At 52.0% G+C, this 20,413-nt stretch carries 19 protein-coding genes; 3 read left to right on the top strand and 16 right to left on the bottom strand.

Annotated elements, in window-relative coordinates; genetic code table 11:
- Positions 1–38: 38 nt before the first annotated feature.
- From xdhC to GSR16_RS21425, 8 genes are all read right to left on the bottom strand, one after another.
- Positions 39–974, bottom strand: a complete 936-nt coding sequence (gene xdhC, locus GSR16_RS03540; protein ID WP_159875168.1) for a xanthine dehydrogenase accessory protein XdhC — start codon at positions 972–974, stop codon at positions 39–41.
- Between the two features lie 53 nt (positions 975–1,027).
- A complete protein-coding gene (locus GSR16_RS03535) occupies positions 1,028–2,383 on the bottom strand; it encodes a nucleobase:cation symporter-2 family protein (RefSeq protein WP_159875167.1) in 1,356 nt (451 codons plus the stop codon).
- A gap of 113 nt (positions 2,384–2,496) precedes the next feature.
- Complete coding sequence (locus tag GSR16_RS03530) at positions 2,497–3,000, bottom strand: ureidoglycolate lyase (protein ID WP_159875166.1); 504 nt, start codon at positions 2,998–3,000, stop codon at positions 2,497–2,499.
- Between the two features lie 36 nt (positions 3,001–3,036).
- Positions 3,037–4,077, bottom strand: a complete 1,041-nt coding sequence (gene alc / locus GSR16_RS03525; RefSeq protein ID WP_159875165.1) for an allantoicase — start codon at positions 4,075–4,077, stop codon at positions 3,037–3,039.
- A 42-nt stretch (positions 4,078–4,119) separates the two neighbouring features.
- A complete protein-coding gene (locus tag GSR16_RS03520; RefSeq protein WP_159875164.1) occupies positions 4,120–4,746 on the bottom strand; it encodes a LysE family translocator in 627 nt (208 codons plus the stop codon).
- Complete coding sequence (uraD, locus tag GSR16_RS03515; RefSeq protein WP_159875163.1) at positions 4,743–5,273, bottom strand: 2-oxo-4-hydroxy-4-carboxy-5-ureidoimidazoline decarboxylase; 531 nt, start codon at positions 5,271–5,273, stop codon at positions 4,743–4,745. Before uraD ends, GSR16_RS03520 begins: the two co-directional genes overlap by 4 nt.
- Positions 5,270–6,208: an allantoinase PuuE gene (gene puuE / locus GSR16_RS03510; protein WP_159875162.1), complete on the bottom strand. Its 939-nt coding sequence runs from the start codon at positions 6,206–6,208 to the stop codon at positions 5,270–5,272. Before puuE ends, uraD begins: the two co-directional genes overlap by 4 nt.
- 27 nt (positions 6,209–6,235) lie before the next feature.
- Positions 6,236–6,466, bottom strand: a complete 231-nt coding sequence (locus tag GSR16_RS21425; protein WP_159875161.1) for an FCD domain-containing protein — start codon at positions 6,464–6,466, stop codon at positions 6,236–6,238.
- A 636-nt stretch (positions 6,467–7,102) separates the two neighbouring features.
- On the opposite strand from GSR16_RS21425, the gene uraH reads away from it, so the two are divergent.
- Together uraH and GSR16_RS03495 are read left to right on the top strand one after the other, a co-directional pair.
- Positions 7,103–7,456 (top strand): hydroxyisourate hydrolase, encoded by a 354-nt coding sequence (gene uraH, locus GSR16_RS03500; RefSeq protein ID WP_159875160.1) that lies wholly within the window; start codon positions 7,103–7,105, stop codon positions 7,454–7,456.
- Positions 7,457–7,486: 30 nt separating this feature from the next.
- Positions 7,487–8,725, top strand: coding sequence for a urate hydroxylase PuuD (locus GSR16_RS03495; RefSeq protein WP_159875159.1), 1,239 nt, complete (start codon positions 7,487–7,489; stop codon positions 8,723–8,725).
- 783 nt (positions 8,726–9,508) lie between these two features.
- On the opposite strand, the gene GSR16_RS03490 is transcribed toward GSR16_RS03495, so the two are convergent.
- From GSR16_RS03490 to gcl, 3 genes are read right to left on the bottom strand one after another with little or no spacing between them, the layout of a single operon-like run.
- Positions 9,509–10,393, bottom strand: coding sequence for a 2-hydroxy-3-oxopropionate reductase (locus GSR16_RS03490; protein WP_159875158.1), 885 nt, complete (start codon positions 10,391–10,393; stop codon positions 9,509–9,511).
- Between the two features lie 22 nt (positions 10,394–10,415).
- The gene (hyi, locus tag GSR16_RS03485; protein WP_159875157.1) at positions 10,416–11,192 is read right to left on the bottom strand and encodes a hydroxypyruvate isomerase; all 777 of its coding nucleotides are present in this window, start codon (positions 11,190–11,192) and stop codon (positions 10,416–10,418) included.
- Positions 11,193–11,251: 59 nt separating this feature from the next.
- Positions 11,252–12,997, bottom strand: a complete 1,746-nt coding sequence (gene gcl / locus GSR16_RS03480) for a glyoxylate carboligase (RefSeq protein WP_159875156.1) — start codon at positions 12,995–12,997, stop codon at positions 11,252–11,254.
- 304 nt (positions 12,998–13,301) lie between these two features.
- Here gcl and iclR point away from each other — a divergent pair, with 304 nt between their 5' ends.
- Positions 13,302–14,144: a glyoxylate bypass operon transcriptional repressor IclR gene (gene iclR, locus GSR16_RS03475; protein WP_159875155.1), complete on the top strand. Its 843-nt coding sequence runs from the start codon at positions 13,302–13,304 to the stop codon at positions 14,142–14,144.
- A 66-nt stretch (positions 14,145–14,210) separates the two neighbouring features.
- Here the strand turns inward: iclR and ispH are convergent, their stop codons facing one another.
- From ispH to GSR16_RS03450, 5 genes are all read right to left on the bottom strand, one after another.
- Entirely contained in the window at positions 14,211–15,146 is a 936-nt protein-coding gene (gene ispH, locus GSR16_RS03470; RefSeq protein WP_159875154.1) for a 4-hydroxy-3-methylbut-2-enyl diphosphate reductase, read from the bottom strand.
- Positions 15,147–15,194: 48 nt separating this feature from the next.
- Positions 15,195–15,686: a signal peptidase II gene (gene lspA / locus GSR16_RS03465; RefSeq protein ID WP_240902592.1), complete on the bottom strand. Its 492-nt coding sequence runs from the start codon at positions 15,684–15,686 to the stop codon at positions 15,195–15,197.
- A 72-nt stretch (positions 15,687–15,758) separates the two neighbouring features.
- Entirely contained in the window at positions 15,759–18,545 is a 2,787-nt protein-coding gene (gene ileS, locus GSR16_RS03460; protein ID WP_159875152.1) for an isoleucine--tRNA ligase, read from the bottom strand.
- Positions 18,542–19,477, bottom strand: coding sequence for a bifunctional riboflavin kinase/FAD synthetase (locus GSR16_RS03455; protein ID WP_159880722.1), 936 nt, complete (start codon positions 19,475–19,477; stop codon positions 18,542–18,544). The genes ileS and GSR16_RS03455 overlap by 4 nt, the downstream gene beginning before the upstream one ends.
- A 129-nt stretch (positions 19,478–19,606) precedes the next feature.
- Positions 19,607–20,284, bottom strand: a complete 678-nt coding sequence (locus tag GSR16_RS03450) for an OmpA family protein (protein WP_159875151.1) — start codon at positions 20,282–20,284, stop codon at positions 19,607–19,609.
- Positions 20,285–20,413 lie beyond the last annotated feature (129 nt).

The following is a 20,413-nucleotide window of genomic DNA, read 5'->3' as shown; positions in this document are numbered from 1 at the left end:
GGATTATCCCTCTTGCACGCCGCTCACCTCCCACGCGGTTACCCTGGCTGGAGCTGCTGCAGTAGCTCGGCCACCACCGCAATTGCAATTGCAGCAGCTGGTCGGCTTTGCATTCCTTCTGTACCCAAACAGTGAATACTGGCAATACGTCCCAATGGTACGCGATTGATCAGCCGCAGATTAAAACTAGCCAGCTTGCTGCGACATCCCAGCAAGCCAATAAAGCGCGCATCGTTGCGTAGCAAGATCTGCTCGATCCAGTCAAAATCCAATTGATCACTATGTGTCATCACCAGCCAGCAGGCATCCGCAGGCAGGCAGTCCATTTGCTCGACAGCGCCAACGATGCCTGTGGTGTTGGCGGGCAGCTCTGCCGGCAGGAATTCTGGACGGCTATCCAGCCAGAATACCGTATAGGGTAGGTCACCTAGCAAACGGCTTACCGCCCTGCCAATGTGTCCAGCCCCACACAACACCACACGCATTGCCGGTACCGGCAGATCATCCTGCCATACTGACGGTTCTAGTTGCCGAATACCGCTCCCCCTACCGGGCAACAGATAGTATTCGACAGGAGCATCCGATTCCAATGACACCAGACGTCGCAACACTCGCCCCTGAGCCCGTGCCAGCCAAGCCATCTCAAGCCATGGCAAGTCTCGCTCATTCAGTAACTCGAACAACAGCCATGCACTACCTGTACAGCAGCAATCTTCACAGTTCCCCAGATCAAAGCGCTCGCAACAACGCAAGAAAACTGGCAAGGACAGCAGTTGCCGGGCTCTCAGTCCTGCCTGTATCTCCAACCAGCCGTCACCCAGCGTATCTGCACTCCAATCGCATCCCACCGCCATTCGAGCACCAACTTCCCGTGGCACATGGCCCTGGCTGCGCACCAAGGTAATCAGAATGGCAGCTTTCTGCAGTGCCAGTTGCTGACGTAATACGCTCAACCAATCACCATCCAGCAGCATCGCCTTTCCCCTGTGCAATGCCAGCGACCACCAGATACAAACACCTTGCCTTATCAGTGCCCTGGTACGGACATAACCTCTGTAGTACTGGCATCAGACAGATCTGCCTCCCCAAGCCCATTGAAGAATGCATTCAAGGCCACGGCAGTCAGGCTTGCCAGCAAAATACCGCTATGCAGCAGCGGGGCCATGCCCGCCGGCATCTGACCAAAGAAATCCTTGGCCACAGTGGGAATCATGCCCATGCCCAAACTGATGGCGACAATATAAAGGTTGTAGCGATTGTGAAAATCCACCCTTGATAACACCTTGATTCCGGTGGCCAATACCATGCCGAACATCACGATCCCAGCCCCTCCCAGCACAAAGGGAGGGATGGAGGCCACTATAATGGACATCTTGGGTACCAAACCGAAAGCGATCAGGATAAAGCCTGACATTACGCATACCCAGCGACTGCTGACGCCGGTAATGCTGACCAGACCGATATTCTGTGAAAACGAAGTATGTGGAAACGTATTGAACATACCCCCAAACATGGTACCCAATGCATCCACCCGCAATCCGCGTACCAGATCCTGTCTTTTTACTGGGCGATTGACGATCTCCCCCAAGGCCAGAAACATACCCATGGACTCGATGAAAACGATCAGCATTACCACAGTCAGCGTCACGATGGACCATAGCTCGAACCGTGGCGCACCAAACTTGAAGGGCAGGATCATGGCAAACCAGCTGGCATCGTGCAGCCCATCAAAATCGACCTTGCCTAGCGACAAGGCAATGATGAAGCCGAACAACAAACCCAGCAGGATGGATATATTGGCCAGGAAGCCGGATGCAAAGCGAATGATCAAAAGAATGAACACAAGAACAGTCAGCGAGATACCCAGATATACGGGACTGCCATAGTCAGGAGAGCCCAGCCCGCCCGCCGACCAATTTATGCCAACACCGATGATGGACAAACCTATCGATGTAATGACCACTCCGGTTACCAATGGGGGAAAAAAGCGGATCAGTCGCCCAATCAAGGGCACCAGCAACAAAGACACCAGCCCTGCTGCCATGGTGGCACCAAAGATGCCAGGCAGGCCCAGTTCTTGGTTCTGACCGATGGCAATCATCGGTCCTACCGTGGCAAAGGTAACCGCCATGATCACTGGCATGCGAATACCAAACCCCTTGAATCCCAGGCACTGTAATAAGGTAACCAAACCACAGCAGAACAGGTCGGCACTGACCAGAAAAGCAATTTGCTCTTTGGGCAGCCCTACCGCTCCGCCGACAATCAGCGGAACTGCCACCGCTCCGGCATACATCACCAATACATGCTGCAATCCCAGAGTAAACAACTGCAGTATGGGCAGCTTTTCATCCACCGGATGAATGGTTTGTGTCGAGTTCATCAAGTATCTCCTTTGCCTTCTTCGTGCAATAACACCTTCATGTAGTGCACGGACGTGACAGGGCCACCTATTGCCTTAGCAACAAGGAAAATTGCAAGGATTACGGAAACAGCCTAGAAAGGTGCTTCGATTTGGTAGATCTGAGAGAGCGTGATTTCGTCGCAGTTATGCCCACTTCCAACACGATCCACCACAATGAAATCCCCCTCATGCTCCAAACTGATCAAGGGGTGATGCCAGCAACCGCGCAGATAGTTTATCCCCTGATCGGAATTGGCAAGAAAAGCACGCAGAGCACGCTCATCTGGCTGACCATCCGGTCGACTGGGAGCAACCACGACAATGAAAGAGACGCCATTGCATGGAATAAATGACTGACTGCCCAATGGATGGCGTTCCAGCATACTGATACCAACAGGGTAGTGAAAAGCAGCCCCTCGGGCCATGCTGATGGCAGGAAGACCGCCATCTCCACCAATATCTACCAAACCAAGTTTGTGGTAACGACGGGTGCTACCATTATTGATGGGAAACCAGTCACTACCAGCAATCTCAATTACATCACCAAAAGGGGAAAAGGATTCTTTGGTCAGGGTTTCCAAAATTAGCAAAGCCATAGTATTTCTCCTCGTTCAAATAGTCTTGTGACTTTGCTAATCAGCCAAACGGCCCCAGATTCTCAACCGGCTTACCCCTCCATCTGGAAAGATATTCAGTCGTACATGATTGATAGGCCCCAATTGGCGGATTAATTCAGTGTCATAGTAATGCTGGGTATCCATGGTTGTTTTCTGCTCGGGTAATAGCGTTTCCCAGAACATTGCCTGCGTCACGATAGATTGGTCAGTCCCCTGATGGACTAATGCAGCCTGGATGGAAATACTATCTGGATAGTTACCCTTGAAATGCGCCGTATCAACTTCGATACGCTCGACAATCGCAGCATGTCCAAGTTGAACAATGCACCAGTCATTACCAGGTTCACGTCGACGCCGTGTTTCCCAGCCATCACCCATATTGATACCACGTCCTGGCATAATCAGTCTGAAAGGCACACCAAAGTGAGCATCGTTATATGCAACAATCCGGCCTCCTTGCTGCAGGGCAGAGACTTCATATAAGGCATCCCGGTCTTTATCTTGCCAATAGCCATCTATTTGCCCGTAAACCCGTAACCTGGCCATCCCGCCATCTGGATAAATATGCAAACGTAAATGGGTCCAGACCCGTGAATCATTGATGGTGAAAAAATGGTGGGCACTCCCCCCCAGGGAAACAGCTGGCAAGATCTCAGTCCACTCCGTATCCGGACTGGGGGAACCAGCCTCAGAACAGGCCTCCAAAACAGCAGCCGGTGGAAAATTACCAGTAAAGTGGCTGGTATCAATGTCCACTCCTTTGATTTCACCTGGCAAACCTAGCTGAATGACCGCATAGTCATGGCCACCATTGCGCCGCCGCCGCGTTTCCCAGCCATCCATCCACTTACCATTATCATCAAACTTATCCACGATAAATACGGGGGCTGCTGAACACAGCATGCGCTCAGCAGGTGCAAACCACTCATCTGTGCAGAACAGAATCCTGGCACCTAAATCCGCATCGGCCAGGTTGACATGACGCTGGGCAAAATCAGGCAACTCCACTGGAGCTGCATGCCGCACTGCAGACGACAGGTTGGAATCAAAACTCATGGTGTCTCTCCTTTATTATTGCAATACGGACAATCAATATTCTCAGCTCACAACACTGACCAGTATCTGGCCAATCAACACGCTACCCATCACAACAAAACACGATGCAGATATCATCAAAAAAAACTGACGTATAACAGCCATATTGGCCAAGAGACGACTAGCCAACAGCCCATACCCAAGCTTGCATAACAGATCAATCACTATCCAGGCCACCACCATCCACAACAGTTGCGGAAACAAGGGCTGATCCTGGACCATAAACTGCGGCAGTAAAGCCAGAAAAAAAACGATATCTTTAGGATTGCTGATTCCTAGCAGAAAGGCTTTGGAGAAGAGCTGTACCCCGGCTTGACGACGTCCAGCAGCAGCATAGGCTTGTCTATGCCGCTGCTGCCAAGTTCGGAAACCTAGATAAAGCAGATAGCAGGCACCAAGCAATTGCAGCACAGCAAACAGACCTGCAGATGCCCGTAACACAGACCCAACTCCCAGAGCCGATAACAACAGCAGGATGACGGAAGCCAGCACACCACCAGCGACACCAGGCCAACTGCGCCATACACCGTATTGCACGGCATTACTGACCATGTACAACGAAAGTGGCCCCGGAACGACAATAACTACAGTGATGGCCAGTAGGTATAAGCCCAGCATTTCGATATTCATGAATCAGAATCTCCGACGACGATCGCCTCCAGCCGCAAACGTGCAATACGGTAAATCTGTCGCAAGCATTCTCGACGCTCCTCTTCCACTTCAGAGGCCAAACGGCGTTCAAACTCACCGAGGATGCTGCTACGGTCATGCCCGCGAACTGCCAGAATGAATGGAAAACCAAACTTACTCTGGTAAGCATCATTGAGCTTGGTCAAGCGTGAAAACTCCTCCTGGCTGCATTGGTCCAGTCCGGCACCCGCCTGCTCAATCGAGGACTCTTTTGTAAGCTCGCCACATATCGCAGCCTTTCCTGCCAGTTCTGGGTGGGCTCTGATTAATACCATTTGAGCAGCATAGCCAGCCTTTTCCACTTCACCGGTCATCGCGGCAGCCAGCTCCTCCACAGAATGGAAAGGGCGCAGGGCTGCAGTTCGCTCCGCGACCCAGCCAGAGTGTTCGAATACTCCACCCAATGCAGCGACAAAGGAATCGAACGGCAGGCAGTTCAACTGTTGCAAGGTAAAAAGTGGCTTCATTGGCAGGGCTCCATTTTAGGGTAAGGGTAATGATGCAACCAATGCTTGGCGATATCGACCCGACGGCACACCCAGACCCAAGGATGCTGCTGTACATAATCAAGAAAACGCTGCAAGGCAGCAAAGCGACCAGGCCGTCCAATCAAACGGCAATGCAAACCAATCGATAGCATGCTGGGCGTTAATTCCCCTTCAGCATAAAGAACATCAAAACTATCCTTGAGATATTGGAAAAAATGCTCGCCAGTATTAAACCCCTGCGTAGAGACAAATCGCATGTCATTTGCATCAAGAGTATATGGGACAACTAGGTGCGGTTTACCCAGCCCATTACTCATGCTCACCTCAGTCCAAAATGGCAATTCGTCACCATAATAATCGGAGTCATACAAGAACCCGCCCTCCTCCACCACCAGTTGCCGGGTATTAGGGCTATCTCTACCGGTATACCACCCGGCAGGATGTTCCCCTGTCAATTGACGTACAACCTCAACGCAACGCTGCATGTGCTCACGCTCCAACCCACGGTCTGCATGCTGATAATGCAACCAGCGATAACCATGACAAGCTATTTCATGCCCCTGCTCCACAAAGGCTGCGGCGGCTTCTGGGTTACGTTCCAATGCCATGCCGACAGCAAATACAGTCAATGGTAATTCACGTCGTTTGAACTCACGCAAAATACGCCAGACACCAACCCGTGAGCCATACTCATATAGACTTTCCATCGACATATGCCTGGTGGAATAGGCAGCAGCTCCGACGATTTCTGATAGAAACTGCTCGGATACTGCATCACCATGCAAGACACTGCTCTCGCCACCCTCTTCATAATTGAGGACAAATTGAACCGCTACCCTGGCTTGGCCGGGCCAAAACACTTGCGGTCGCCGTCGTCCATAACCGACCATGTCTCGTGGATAAGCCTGCTGCATGAGATGAACTCCTTCGTCTTGAAACGCCTAACACTGGCGATGAAACAAGGTCCATGGATCCTGCGGATTACGATCCTTAAAATGCATGTGATACTCGCAGTCCTGCAGATGCTGCTGCATCGCATGCAGAACGCCATCACTATCCCTTCTGGCCAGAAGTTTCAGAATCTGCTCATGCTCATCGAATGAGCAGCTACTTTGTCCTGGCCTATCGTACAGAGCGATGATGAGCGCTCTGTGGCAATACAAACTATTCATTCATTCGGTCAGTGCATTTTTCTCTGCCAGCAGTACCAATTGAACATGAATTGGATTGGATAATCGGATCCAACCCACTCGGTCATGCAGTTCGAATTCAGTACATTCCTACTCGATCATCAGTCCTAACCGCTCCAATTTAACCAATAAATTAGGCAAACTCAGTAGTATTTACAGAATTATCCCATCCACCATGCGTTGCATCTCGAACACATTCCGACTTTCCGAGATACCAAATTGGGCGACATAGGTCCCATGATTAGGCAGCTATTCTACAATCCGATCATGTTCCAGCAGGCCAATGCTGAATAAACTGTACTACGTGAACAGAAAAATACGTCATCCAGTGCTGTATCGGATAGCTTCACTCCTGGCTGCAAGCGCTGATAGATCACCGCATCATCAATGTCAGCAAGCTTGAAATCGGTGGGACTTGAGTAATGGAATCTCTTCTTGCTTCTGCCCCCTGATGATCTGTCATTTTATTAATCTCCACAATACGGAAACCGATTCCATAGGATCATTGACAATTATCCGCGAAATAAAACAATATCGTCAAACTCGCTACTTAAAAGATTTTAATTAAAAAATAACCACCTGTACGATAAGACAGCATCTACTCATCTGGAGAAATAAATGGGAAAACTTTCCACACACGTACTTGACACAATGCATGGACGAGCAGCCGCCGGTATGTACTTCGAGCTACACCGGATAGAAGGGGGGGAAAAAACGCTGCTACGCCATCTACATACCAATGAAGACGGCCGTAGCGAGAGAGCTTTATTGAGTGAAGAAGAGATGCAGTCTGGCATCTACGAATTGATATTTCACGCTGGTGATTATTTTCTCTCTCAGGGTATTAATCTGCCGAAACCCTGTTTTATAGATCAGGTTGTACTGCGCTTTGGGATTGCTGATCCAGAGCAAAACTATCACGTTCCGTTAATAGTGACGCCATGGACATATTCAACTTACCGCGGCAGCTGAATCCCATTATTTAGATCAGGAAGCTTACTCATGGAAAGCTATCTCTTAGAGTTTTGCAACCTACTGCTACGCTGGTTGCACGTCATCGCTGCCATAGCCTGGATTGGCGAGTCAATTTATTTCGTCATGCTGGATAACAGTTTGACCAGGCCACAAGGAATACAAGATCAGCGTTACGACTTGCTGGGTGAAATGTCATCTGTGCATGGTGGCGGCTTTTACCATAACCAGAAATATCTGAGCCGACCACCCTTTCCACTAGATGACAAATTGCACTGGTCTTTCTGGAAGTCTTATACCACCTGGCTTTCCGGATTTTTCCTGTTCTGCTTGCTGTATTTGAGCAATGCCTCTATCTATCTGGTGAATCCGGCCAGCCCATGGGCTTGGGCTGCAGTACTAACCCCGACTGAGGCTAGTATTGCTGCGGTAGCACTGCTTATATTCGGTTGGCTAATATATGATGAACTGTGCCGTCGTATCAGTCCGGAAATGCAACGTGATGGCATCTTAAGTGTGGCTGTCGCCTTGATGATGACCGGAGTTGCTTATTTCAGTAGTCATGTATTCCAGGGGCGGGCTGCCTTTCTGCTAACGGGAGCAGTCATGGCAACCTGCATGTCTGCCAATGTATTCTTCTGGATAATTCCGGGGCAAAGGCGCATGGTGGCAGCACTACAGGCTGAAGAGTCACCCAACCCACTGGATGGTAAACGTGGCAAACAACGATCAGTACATAACACCTACTTTACCCTTCCGGTGGTATTCCTGATGATCAGTAACCACTACGCCTTTGCTTATAGCAATGAGACGGCGTGGTTCATCATGACATTGTTCATTCTGGCAGGTGCTCTTATCCGACAGTATTTCGTACTACGTCACCGTGGCCATAATGTTCTGACCTTACCCGCCGCCAGTGGAATCCTGTTATTGGTCATCGCGATGATAGCTGCACCATCCTCCACTCCAGCCGCACAAGAGGAACAAAAACCAACAACTGGCAGTATCAGCAGTACGATGCCAACAAGCAATGATATGCGTGCGGTGACAAACATCCTGCATGAACGCTGCACCACCTGCCATGCGGCCAAGCCCACCCAGGCTGGCTTTACCGCTCCTCCAGCAGGAATCCGGCTGGATAATGATCTGGACATTCGTCTACATCACATCAAGATCAAGCAGGCAGTGGCCAGCAAATATATGCCGCTAGCTAATTTAACCAAGATGAGTGACGAAGAACGCTTATTGATTTCCCAATGGCAACCCTGAACAGCCTCTAAGTAAAACACAATGGGCGGAAGCTTTCTGGAGACTCGACCAGAAAGCACTCCGTCTATTGTGCTGTAAATTTTCAGATACGGTAGATTGAATTTCTTTATATTTCATGAGAAAAAACACCTTTAACTTGATGTTGCCATCAGTCGCCTTAAACTCAGCAGGCAATGGAACTCCTGTGTATTGTGCCGGTAATATCCATTGCAAAGCAGACTCACACGTACACCCAATTGGATAATAGTGACCACATTTGGTGCAGCAAGATTGGCAACATGAAATGTGTCAGACTCCAAGCATCTTAGGAAGCTGGGGCCGGTGCATTCGGTTGAAGATATCTGCTCTAACACCCATTGGCAGCCAATCAGATTGGATCGATTCATCTCGTTGACAACAAGATAACAGAAGACAGCTCAATCAGGAGACAGACCGTTTCCTGATAGTTCCCCCACTTAATCCAATAAATCAAAACAAAAAACTTATATTGAATTATCTAACATGAAGAGTGCTAGAGCGAATATTGCTTGATCACTATGCTGACTACCCAGATAGTTATCTAAGTTTGATGGAGAGAATGCAATAATATACGGGCCAAGACATCTTTTAGCGATTTGACGCCAGTGATTTAAAAAACTTACTAGCAGAGAAATCAGGAAAATTAATATTAAAAGCCAAAGCCATTTGCTATAAAAAGCAGGAGGGGACGGGGACAGGGCAATAAGTCGAGGGGATTGCTCCACCCCGACTTATTAATTCACTATAGTTTGCTACAAATGCAATCTACTGCCCCGGGATTGAAAAATCTGATAACTGCTCCAGCGCCCGCACCATGGCGCTATGATCCCAAGCCGCTCCTCCTTGGGCAATACAACTGCTTAACAGTTGCTGAGCCAATGCCGTAGCAGGCAATGCCAGCGCCATTTTCTGTGCACTGGACAAGGCAAGATTGAGATCCTTTTGGTGTAAAGAAATGCGGAATCCAGGATCAAAAGTACGCTTCACCATACGTTCGCCATGTACTTCCAGAATTTTCGATGAAGCAAAACCACCCAGTAATGCTTGCCTTACCTTTGCCGGATCAGCACCTGCACGAGCAGCAAATAACAACGCCTCACCAACAGCCTCAATGGTCAGCGCCACAATAATCTGGTTTGCCACTTTGGCCGTCTGACCATCTCCATTTTCACCAATCCGGGTAATGTTCTTCCCCATCAGTTGAAAAATCGGCAGCAACTGCTCAAACACATCCTGCGGCCCCCCAACCATGATGGACAGGGTTGCAGCCCTGGCGCCTACCTCCCCCCCGGACACCGGTGCATCCAGATAATGCCCTCCCAGTTTCTCGATCTGGAGGGCAAACTGCTTGGTTTCAATGGGGGAGATGGAAGACATATCTACCACCACCTTACCTCTCAGTTCTGCTTCCGCAACACCGTGAGCCCCAAACAATACCTCCTCCACATCTGGTGTATCCGGCAACATAAGAATGATTACATCCGCGAGTTCAGCCACCTGCCTAGCCTTGTCACAAGCTGTCACTGGAAATTCCGCCAGTGATTGCGGCAAGCTGCTACGTGAATTGACGAACAAGACATGCCCGGCCTGTGCCAAGTGCCCAGCCATCGGAGCCCCCATGATTCCTAGTCCGATAAATCCAATTTTCATTTTAGCCTCCTCCTAATATGACTTACAGATACTGACTAACCCACCCCAAACCAGCCACAGTCCCGGCTTTGGGTTTATATTCGCAGCCAACCCAGCCCTGATATCCAAGTCGATCCAACAATCCGAACAGGTAGGGGTAATTGATTTCCCCTGTACCGGGCTCGTGACGTCCCGGATTGTCAGCCAACTGGATATGTGCGATGTGCTGTAGTTGTGATTGGAGGGTCAGAGCCAGCTCCCCTTCCATCCGCTGCATGTGATAAATGTCGTATTGGACAAATAGGTTGTCACTACCAATATCCCGTATCAGTGCTAGTACCTGGGGCGTGCGGGTAATGACAAACCCAGGGATATCAAAGGTATTAATGGCTTCCACCAGCAGCTTGATGCCTTCTGCCTTCAAGGCTTTGGCTGCAAAACGCAAATTGTTATACAAGGTCTCCTGCACCACATCGGCCTCTACACGGGCTGGGCGTATACCAGCCAGTACATTCAGCTGACTACACCCCAAGGTCTTCGCATAAGCAATTGCCTCACCAACCCCATCCTGAAACTCCCCAACACGATCAGGCAAGCAGGCAATGCCTCGTTCCCCTGCTGCCCAGTTACCGGCAGGCAGGTTGTGCAGGACTTGTACCAAATGGTGCTTATCCAATAGCTCTGCTAACTTTTGTTTGTCATAGTCATAGGGAAACAAGTACTCCACTCCGCTAAAACCAGCCTTGGCTGCAGCCTGGAAGCGGGAGAGGAAATCAACTTCGCCAAACAACATGCTCAAATTAGCGGCAAATCTTGGCATAAGGCTCTCCTACAAAATGATGGTCGGGCAAGACTGCCGGCCACAGGGTAATGGCCGGATTACACCGGCAGATCAACAATATCTTCAAACTCATTGATGGAATTGATCTCCGCACCCATAGAGATATTGGTAACTCTCTCCAAAATCACCTCGACCACCACCGGTACCGAATACTCATTCATCAATCGACGCGCCTCGGCAAACCCGGCTGCCAGTTGCTCAGGATCTGTCACACGCACGGCTTTGCAACCCAGTCCTTCCACGACTTTGACATGATCTACGCCGTAACTACCCAGTTCGGGTGCATTAATATTTTCAAAACTCAATTGAACGCAGTAGTCGATATCGAATTGGCGTTGCGCCTGACGAATCAAGCCCAAATAGCTGTTGTTGACCAGTACATGGATATACGGAATACGGAATTGAGCACCGACAGCCAACTCCTCCACCATAAACTGGAAGTCATAGTCGCCGGAGATCGCTACGACATCCGCGGTGGGCTCCCCGACCTTGGTCCCAATTGCCGCTGGAATGGTCCACCCCAGCGGGCCTGCCTGGCCACAGTTGATCCAATTGCGTGGCTGGTAGACATGCAGGAACTGGGCTGCCGCAATCTGCGACAGGCCTATCGTGCTGACATAGCGAACATCCCGACCAAAATATTGGTTCATTTCCTCATACACCCGCATCGGTTTGATTGGCCTGTCAGCATGGTCAGAGCGACGCAACATGCTAGCTTTTCTACGCTGGCACTCGCTCACCCAGTCTTGGCGTTCCGGTAGACGCCCTTGAGCACGCCATTCATGGGCAATCTCGATCAATAGTTCCAAGGCAGCTGCAGCATCGGAAACAATGCCGAAATCAGGAGCGAAGACCCGGCCTATCTGAGTGGGTTCAATATCGATGTGAACGAATTTTCGTCCCTGGGTATAGACGTCCACCGAGCCGGTATGGCGGTTGGCCCAGCGATTGCCAATACCAAAGACAAAATCGGCAGCCAACACAGTGGCGTTGCCATAACGATGCGATGTCTGCAGGCCAGCCATACCAGCCATCAAGGGGTGATCATCAGGAATGCAGCCCCAACCCATCAATGTAGGAATCACCGGAAGCTGCACAATTTGTGCAAATTCGGTCAGCAGTGCTGAAGCGTTGGCATTGATTACTCCACCACCTGCCACGATGATCGGGCGCTCCGCCTGCAGCAGCATGGACAATGCTTTCTCCACTTGTGCGCGGGAGGCCTGCGGCTTGAACGCTGGCAGCGGTTCGTAGGTTTCCGGATCAAACTCAATCTCCGCCATCTGTACATCAAAAGGCAAATCCAGCAATACCGGCCCGGGACGGCCGGAGCGCATCAGATGAAATGCTTGCTGTAACGCACCGGGGAGTTGGGCTGGTTCCATGACGGTAGTAGCCCACTTGGCAACCGGGCGGGCAATTTCTTTGATATCAACCGCCTGGAAATCTTCCTTGTGCAAACGTGCACGCGGTGCCTGGCCAGTTATACAGAGAATGGGAATGGAATCGGCTGCCGCGGAGTACAAGCCAGTAATCATGTCGGTACCGGCAGGACCAGAGGTCCCGATACAAACCCCGATATTGCCAGGAGCTGCCCGGGTAAAACCTTCTGCCATATGTGTAGCTCCTTCCACATGGCGAGCCAGCAGATGGCGTATGCCACCAATTTTTTTCATTGCCGCATACATGGGGTTGATTGCCGCACCCGGCACGCCAAATGCCGTCGTCACCCCCTCCTTGATAAGCACATGCACAGCCGCCTCGATTGCTCGCATTTTGGCCATTGAATAGCTCCTGAGTTAAGAGGGCCTCACCACACTGGTTATGACCCGGATATTCGGCAACTATCCCGCAATGCAAAGCATCAGTCAATAAAACATGGAAACTGTTTCCATTTTTGTAAAATTTAACAATTATCTGTTATATTTCATGATGTTAACTAAAAAATAAAAAAGGAAATAAATCCCAAAAATAGATATCAAGGAGCAAAAGAGATCCATCACTGAGCGACAACTACTCCCAACTGTACCTAAGGCGTAAAATTGCAGCTGTTAAGAGCGACCAATCCACAATCAGCAACGAGGATTTATGAGCAAAGCCGATACCCCTACTCGCAGCAATGTACGCAAGCGCAATGAGGGGGGCGCAGCAAGCACCGGCCAAGTGCAATCGCTAACCCGAGGATTGGTCTTGTTGGAGCGGATAGCCGAAGCACCTGCCGGTATCATGCTGACCGATCTTTCCATGCAGGTTGGCCTACCGAACTCCACCACGCACCGACTACTGACAACGATGCAGCAGATGGGCTTTGTTCAGCAGACTGGCGACCTTGGTCTATGGAGTATTGGTGTGCGTGCGTTTACCGTTGGGAGCGGTTTTCTGAGCAGCCGCGACCTGTCCACGATGGCAATGCCGATTTTGCGGCAGGTCATGGAGGCCGCAGGAGAAACCAGCAACCTGGTAGTGTTCGATACCGATGCTTGGCAAAGCGTTGTAGTAGGGCAAGTGCAATGCCGGGAGCTGATGCGCATGCTCGCCCCGATTGGAGGTCGGCTGCCCTTGCATGCATCCGGTGCAGGCAAGGCTTTTCTAGCCGCACAGGATGAGTTCCACCTTGGTCGTATTCTGCAGAAAACCGGCCTGCCGCAATACACCGAACAGACCATCACCGCACCAGCAAGACTGAAACAGGAAATCATGCAAATCCAGAAACAAGGATTTGCTTTTGATGACGGGGAGCATGCGATAGGCCTGCGTTGCGTTGCCAGCTGTATTTATGATGAGTACGGCGAGGCTTTTGCTGCCATCTCGGTCTCAGGTCCCAAGTCGCGCATACCGGATGAGCGCATCACCCACCTGGGTTCACTGGTCATGCGTGCAGCCAGCGAAGTTACTCACCACTATGGTGGCAAACTGAAACAAACCAGCTGATATGCTGGTCTTGTGACATGAAAAAAGGCTCTGTAGTTGCAGAGCCTTTGCTTTGGTCAAAATGGGTTATTGCTGATCACGCAAACCTGGTGGTAGGGCAAACACGGTAGACTCTTCCACCCCGCTCAGCTCGGCCACGGTTTCTGCGCCGTAACTCCGAATCTGCTCGATCACGGCCTGCACCAACACTTCCGGCGCACTGGCACCTGCGGTCACACCAACTCTGACCTTACCGTCAAACCACTCAGGTTTGAGTAACGATGCATTGTCCACCATATACGCATCCACTCCCCGCAACGCGGCAACTTCGCGCAGGCGATTGGAGTTGGAGCTATTGGGCGAGCCAACCACTACGATGATGTCGCACTGGTCTGACAATACCTTGACCGCATCCTGACGATTCTGCGTTGCATAGCAGATATCGTCCTTTTTGGGGCTAGTGATGGCGGGAAAGCGCTGTTTGAGTGCCTCGATGATCTCCCGGGTTTCATCGACAGAAAGTGTGGTCTGGCTGACATATGACAGGGCTGAAGGATTGCGCACTTCAAGGCGGGCGACATCCTCAACACTTTCCACCAGATACATGCCGCTATCAACCTGGCCCATCGTCCCTTCCACTTCCGGGTGGCCGGCATGACCGATCATGATGATTTCCATCCCGGCCTTGTGCATGCGCTTGACCTCGACATGCACTTTGGTGACCAGCGGACAGGTTGCATCGAACACCAGTAGCCCGAGCGCCTCGGCTTCTGCACGTACCGAGAGTGGTACGCCGTGCGCGGAATACACCAGCGTGCTACCCACCGGAACATCTTTCAGTTCCTCGATGAAAATAGCACCCTTGGCACGCAGGTCCTCCACGACAAAGCGGTTATGTACCACCTCATGTCTCACATAAATCGGCGCACCATACTTCTCAATAGCGCGCTCGACGATGGCGATGGCCCGATCCACCCCGGCACAAAAGCCGCGCGGGTTGGCCAGCATGATGGTCTTCGTCATCAGTAATCCTTGCAAAATACCATCATGCAGCGATGGCAAAAAACGGGTTCAGTGCGATTTGGCTTGCTTCATGCTGTCGAGCACCATCAGCACGGCACCGATGCAAATAAAGGAGTCAGCCAGATTGAAAGCCGGGTAATACCAGCTGTGCTGATAGTGGACGAGGATGAAATCGACAACATGGCCATATGCCAGCCGGTCGATCACATTGCCGATGGCTCCACCGATGATGAAGCTGGCTGCCACATTCATCAGGCAGCTGAAACGTCCTTTGACGATATTCCATCCCAGGTAGCCGGATACCGCCAGTGCCAGCAGGGTGAACAAATACTTCTGCCAGCCGCCGGCATCACGCAAAAAGCTGAAGGCCGCGCCCGGATTGTAGATCAGGGTAAAGCCGAAATAATCGGGAATCACATCCCGCACTTCACCAAACTGGTACTGATTGTTGAAATAGATCTTGGAGAGCTGGTCCAGAACGATGACCAGCAACGCCAGCCCCATCCATTTGCTCCAGCTTCTGGCTTGAGGCACCTGCATGACGGATTCCATTTGATTACATCCTTGCCGGTCGATCCCCCGGAACATGTCCGGGGGCAGACTCAGGGTCGATCAGGCATGCGCCCGCACTTCACCTTTGCCATCGATATTATCGACGCAGCGTCCACATACTGCGCCATGACCGGCATGAGACCCGACATCGGCACGATAGTGCCAGCAGCGATCACATTTCTTATAAGTAGAAGGCGTCACAGCGATACGGGTTTCCTCCGCTTCACGGACACGCGCTGCCGAAACGATCAGTACGAATTTGAGATCCTCACCCAGGCTGGCCAGTTGCTGGAACAAGTCACCAGCGGCATCGATATCCAGTTCAGCCTGCAGGGAGGAGCCCAGCTGATCGGCACTACGCAGCTCTTCAATCTGCTTGTTGACCTGCGCCCGCAGGTTGCGAATCGCCTGCCACTTTTGCTGCAAGGCTTGCTCGCTGGCAGTGGTCAGTGCCGGGAACTCATGCCAGGTGTGATAGAGGGTCGATTCCTCTTCGCTCTTGGTCAGCACTTCCCAAGCTTCATCGGCGGTGAAGCACAGTACCGGAGCAATCATCAGCAACAGGCTGCGGCTGAGATGATACAGCGCGGTCTGGGCACTGCGGCGCGCACGACTATCGGCCTTGGTGGTGTACAGACGGTCCTTGATGATGTCCAGATAGAAAGCACCCAGATCCTCGGAGCAGTAGTTCACCACCTCTTGCATTGCATGGTGGAAGGCATAACGGGTATACAGTTCGCCCACCACCTTTTCCTGCACCTGACGTGCCATCAGCAAGGCGTACTGATCCAGCTCCAGCATTTCACCAAAGGGCACCGCATTTTCCAGCGGGTCAAAATCCGACAGATTGGCCAGCAGGAAGCGCAGGGTATTGCGCAGGCGGCGGTAGCTCTCGGTAACTCGCTTGAGGATTTCATCGGAAATCGCCAGTTCACCGGAGTAATCGGTGGACGCCACCCACAGACGCAGGATATCGGCCCCCAGGCTATCGTTCACCTTTTGCGGTGCCACGACATTACCCTTGGACTTGGACATCTTCAGCCCCTTGCCATCCACCACAAAGCCGTGGGTCAGCAATTGCTTGTAAGGTGCACGGCCAATGGTGGCGCAGCCTGTCAGCAGGGAGGACTGGAACCAGCCGCGGTGCTGGTCACTGCCTTCCAGATACAGGTCGGCAGGCCAGGCCAGTTCCGGGCGTTGTTTCAGTACGGCAAAGTGGGTAGAGCCGGAGTCGAACCACACGTCCAGGGTATCGGACAGTTTACGATACTCGGCGGCTTCGCTACCCAGCAGCTCCTGTGCATCCAGGCTGAACCAGGCTTCGATACCCTGCTGTTCAATGCGCAGTGCCACTTCTTCCAGCAAGGCCAGTGAACGCGGATGCAGCTCACCCGTTTCCTTGTGCACGAAGAAGGTCATCGGCACACCCCAGTTACGCTGGCGCGAGACACACCAGTCCGGACGGTTGCCAATCATGGCCTCAAGGCGTGCACGCCCCCATGCGGGGAAGAATTCGGTGGCATCAACGGCGCTCTTGGCACGCTCACGCAGGGCAACGCCATCCTTGCTCTGCTTGTCCATGCCAATAAACCATTGGGCAGTCGCACGGAAAATGATGGGTGTCTTGTGACGCCAGCAATGCGGGTAGCTATGCAGCAAACGGGCCTGATGAATCAGGGTGCCATGCTGTTCCAGCGTTTCGATGACCTTGGGATTGGCCTCCCATACCGACAGGCCGGCAAACAGTTCGGTAGTGGACTTGTAACGGCCATCATCCGCCACCGGGTTGTCAATCGGCAGGCCATATTGCTGACCAACCTGGAAGTCTTCCAGACCATGTGCCGGTGCAGTATGCACCAGACCGGTACCGGCATCGGTAGTGACGTGGTCACCGCAGATGACTGGCACGCTGCGGCCATAGAACGGATGTTGCAGTTGCAGCATCTCCAGCTTGTCGCCAGTGGTTTCTGCCAGCACCTTGGCATCGGCAAAACCGTAGCGTTGCAGCGCAGACTCGGCCAGCTCCTTGACCAGGATCAGCTTGCCCTTAGGCGTGTCGATCAACTGGTAGGTCAGCGCGGCACTGACTGCCACCGCCTGGTTGGCCGGCAGTGTCCACGGGGTGGTCGTCCAGATAACGGCCATGGCACCGGCCACCTGTTCGGCAGCCAGACCGAATGCGGCCGCCAGCTTGTCCTGATCCAGCACACGGAAACCAACATCAATTGCCGGAGAGTTCTTGTCTTCGTACTCGACCTCGGCCTCTGCCAGTGCGGAGCCACACTCGATGCACCAGTGCACGGGCTTTTCGCCCTTGAACAAGTAACCATTGCTGTAAATCGTGCCCAGGGTGCGCACGATGTCAGCCTCGGTCTTGAAATCCATGGTCAGGTAGGGATTTTCCCAGTCGCCAAGTACGCCCAGACGAATGAAGTCTTTCTTCTGACGGGCAATCTGCTCCTTGGCATACTCACGGCACAGCTCGCGAAACTTGGCGGCAGGAATGGCTTTGCCATGCAGTTTTTCCACCATCAGCTCGATCGGCAAACCATGGCAGTCCCAGCCCGGCACATAGGGGGCATCGAAACCAGCCAGCGTCTTGGAGCGGACGATGATGTCCTTCAACACCTTATTGACCGCATGGCCGATATGGATGTCGCCATTGGCATACGGCGGGCCATCATGCAGTATGAATTTCGGGCGACCGGCAGACAATTTGCGCACTTTGTCATAGCGCTTCTGTTCCTGCCAACGCTTGACCCAGGCAGGTTCGCGTTTGGCCAGATCCCCTCGCATGGCGAACGGGGTATCCAGCAGGTTGACGGTTTTACGGTAATCGATGCTCATGCCTGCTCTCGCTGCAAACTGGTCAAATAAGTATGGGCACTGGCGGCGTCACGTTCTATCTGTGCCACCAGTGCCGGTAAATTGTCGTAGCGCTCTTCATCGCGCAATTTTTTCAGGAAATGCACCGTGACACGCTGGCCATAGAGATCGCCAGCAAAATCAAACAGGTGCGCTTCCAGTTTGTAATCACTGCTACTGCTGACCGTAGGATTGAGCCCAAGGCTGGCTACTCCCCCCTTACGCCCTTGTGATGTGTCTACTTCTACCACAAACACACCCTGCAAGGCGGGTTTCAGATGTGGCAAATGCACATTGACGGTGGGAAAACCAATGGTCCTGCCCAGTTTCTGCCCATGCATGACCTTGCCGGATACCTGATAGCTACGTCCCAGCAAAGCATTGGCCGCGTCAAGATCTCCTACAGCCAGGCGATCACGCACCAGCGTACTGGATGCACGTTCCCCTTGAACCAGTACCGATGGCATCGCCTCGGTAACAAAATGTGGGCAGGCTGACAGCAGGTCAAAATTTCCCTGGCGTGCAGCACCAAATTGGAAATCATCCCCTATCAGCAGATAGCGGGTTTTCAGATCGCGAACCAGCACATCCTGGATGAAGTCCTGCGCGCTCATGCTGGCAAAATGCTGATTAAAACGAAAGACAAACACGTAATCGACCAGCCTGGATGCTCGCAAAACATTCAGTTTGTCACGCAAGCTGGATAAACGGGCCGGCGGATTGCTCCGGATGAAGAACTCACGAGGATGCGGCTCGAACGTCAGCAAGGCAGTTGGCAAGGACCGGGCATCAGCCTCGCTCTTAAGACGCCGCAGCATCTGCTGATGGCCAAGATGCACTCCATCAAAGTTTCCGATGGTCAATGCACAGCCAGCGAGCCCGAAACGTCGTGGATCTCCTAGAAATACCTGCATCTGACGCCTAGCATCCTGAAAACTTACGATTGTAGCCGTGGGTAAGCGGTAGCGTCCAGCCGTGAAGCCGGATGAGACAAAACAAAAAAGCCCCACATCCGTGGGGCTTTCGGGGTTTACCAAAGCAGATTACTGCTGGGTGGTAACCTTGACTGCGTCGATCACAACGTCAACACGACGATCCGGCTCGATGCAGGCCTTGATTTCAGCATTCTGCTTCTTGTTCTTGGCGTATTTCGGGAACTTGGCCTTGCACTCGTCGGTCATCTTGGCATCAGCCTTACCCTTACCAACAGCAGCAACCTTCTCAGCCGGAACACCAGCATCTACGAAGTAAGCCTTAACAGCATCAGCACGCTTCTGGGACAGTGCGTTGTTCAGCTTGTCGGTACCCATGAAGTCGGTGTAGCCGTCGATTTCAACACCGTTCAGAACGCCTTGACCAGCGTGAGCCTTCAGCTTGGCAACCAGCGGATCCAGTTCGTTCTTGGCATCAGCACGCAGGGTAGCCTTGTTGAAGTTGAACAGAACCTTGGCGGACAGGGTTACATGTTCCTTCACGGAAACCGGAGCAGCCTTCGGAGCTTGCGCTACCGGAGCAACCGGCTTGGCAGCTTCGCGATCGCCACACTCAACCAGACCGTCCTTGGCCTTGTCGAAGTAGGTGGTGTGCCAGCATTCGCCGTAGTTGTTACGGGAAACGGCATCGGTGGTTTGATCTACGGTGTAGCCCGGCTTAGCTGCGAACGCGCTAGCGGAAACCAGCAGAGCAGCAACCAGGGCGCTCAGTTTCAGCTGTTTAGTCATATTATTCCCTCTTTTATCTATGAATCGGTATTGATGCGGTTGACGCAAACACCACGCGGACAATTCTACTGCAAACAACAGGGTAAGCGCCAAACTGTGTTTATGCAGTTAACGGGCACTATAGAAATG

The sequence above is a fragment of the Aquitalea denitrificans genome (assembly GCF_009856625.1).
GTDB lineage: Bacteria > Pseudomonadota > Gammaproteobacteria > Burkholderiales > Chromobacteriaceae > Aquitalea > Aquitalea denitrificans.
The sequence above is the reverse complement of the archived record's forward strand: the minus strand, read 5'-3'. Positions and strand labels throughout refer to the sequence as shown.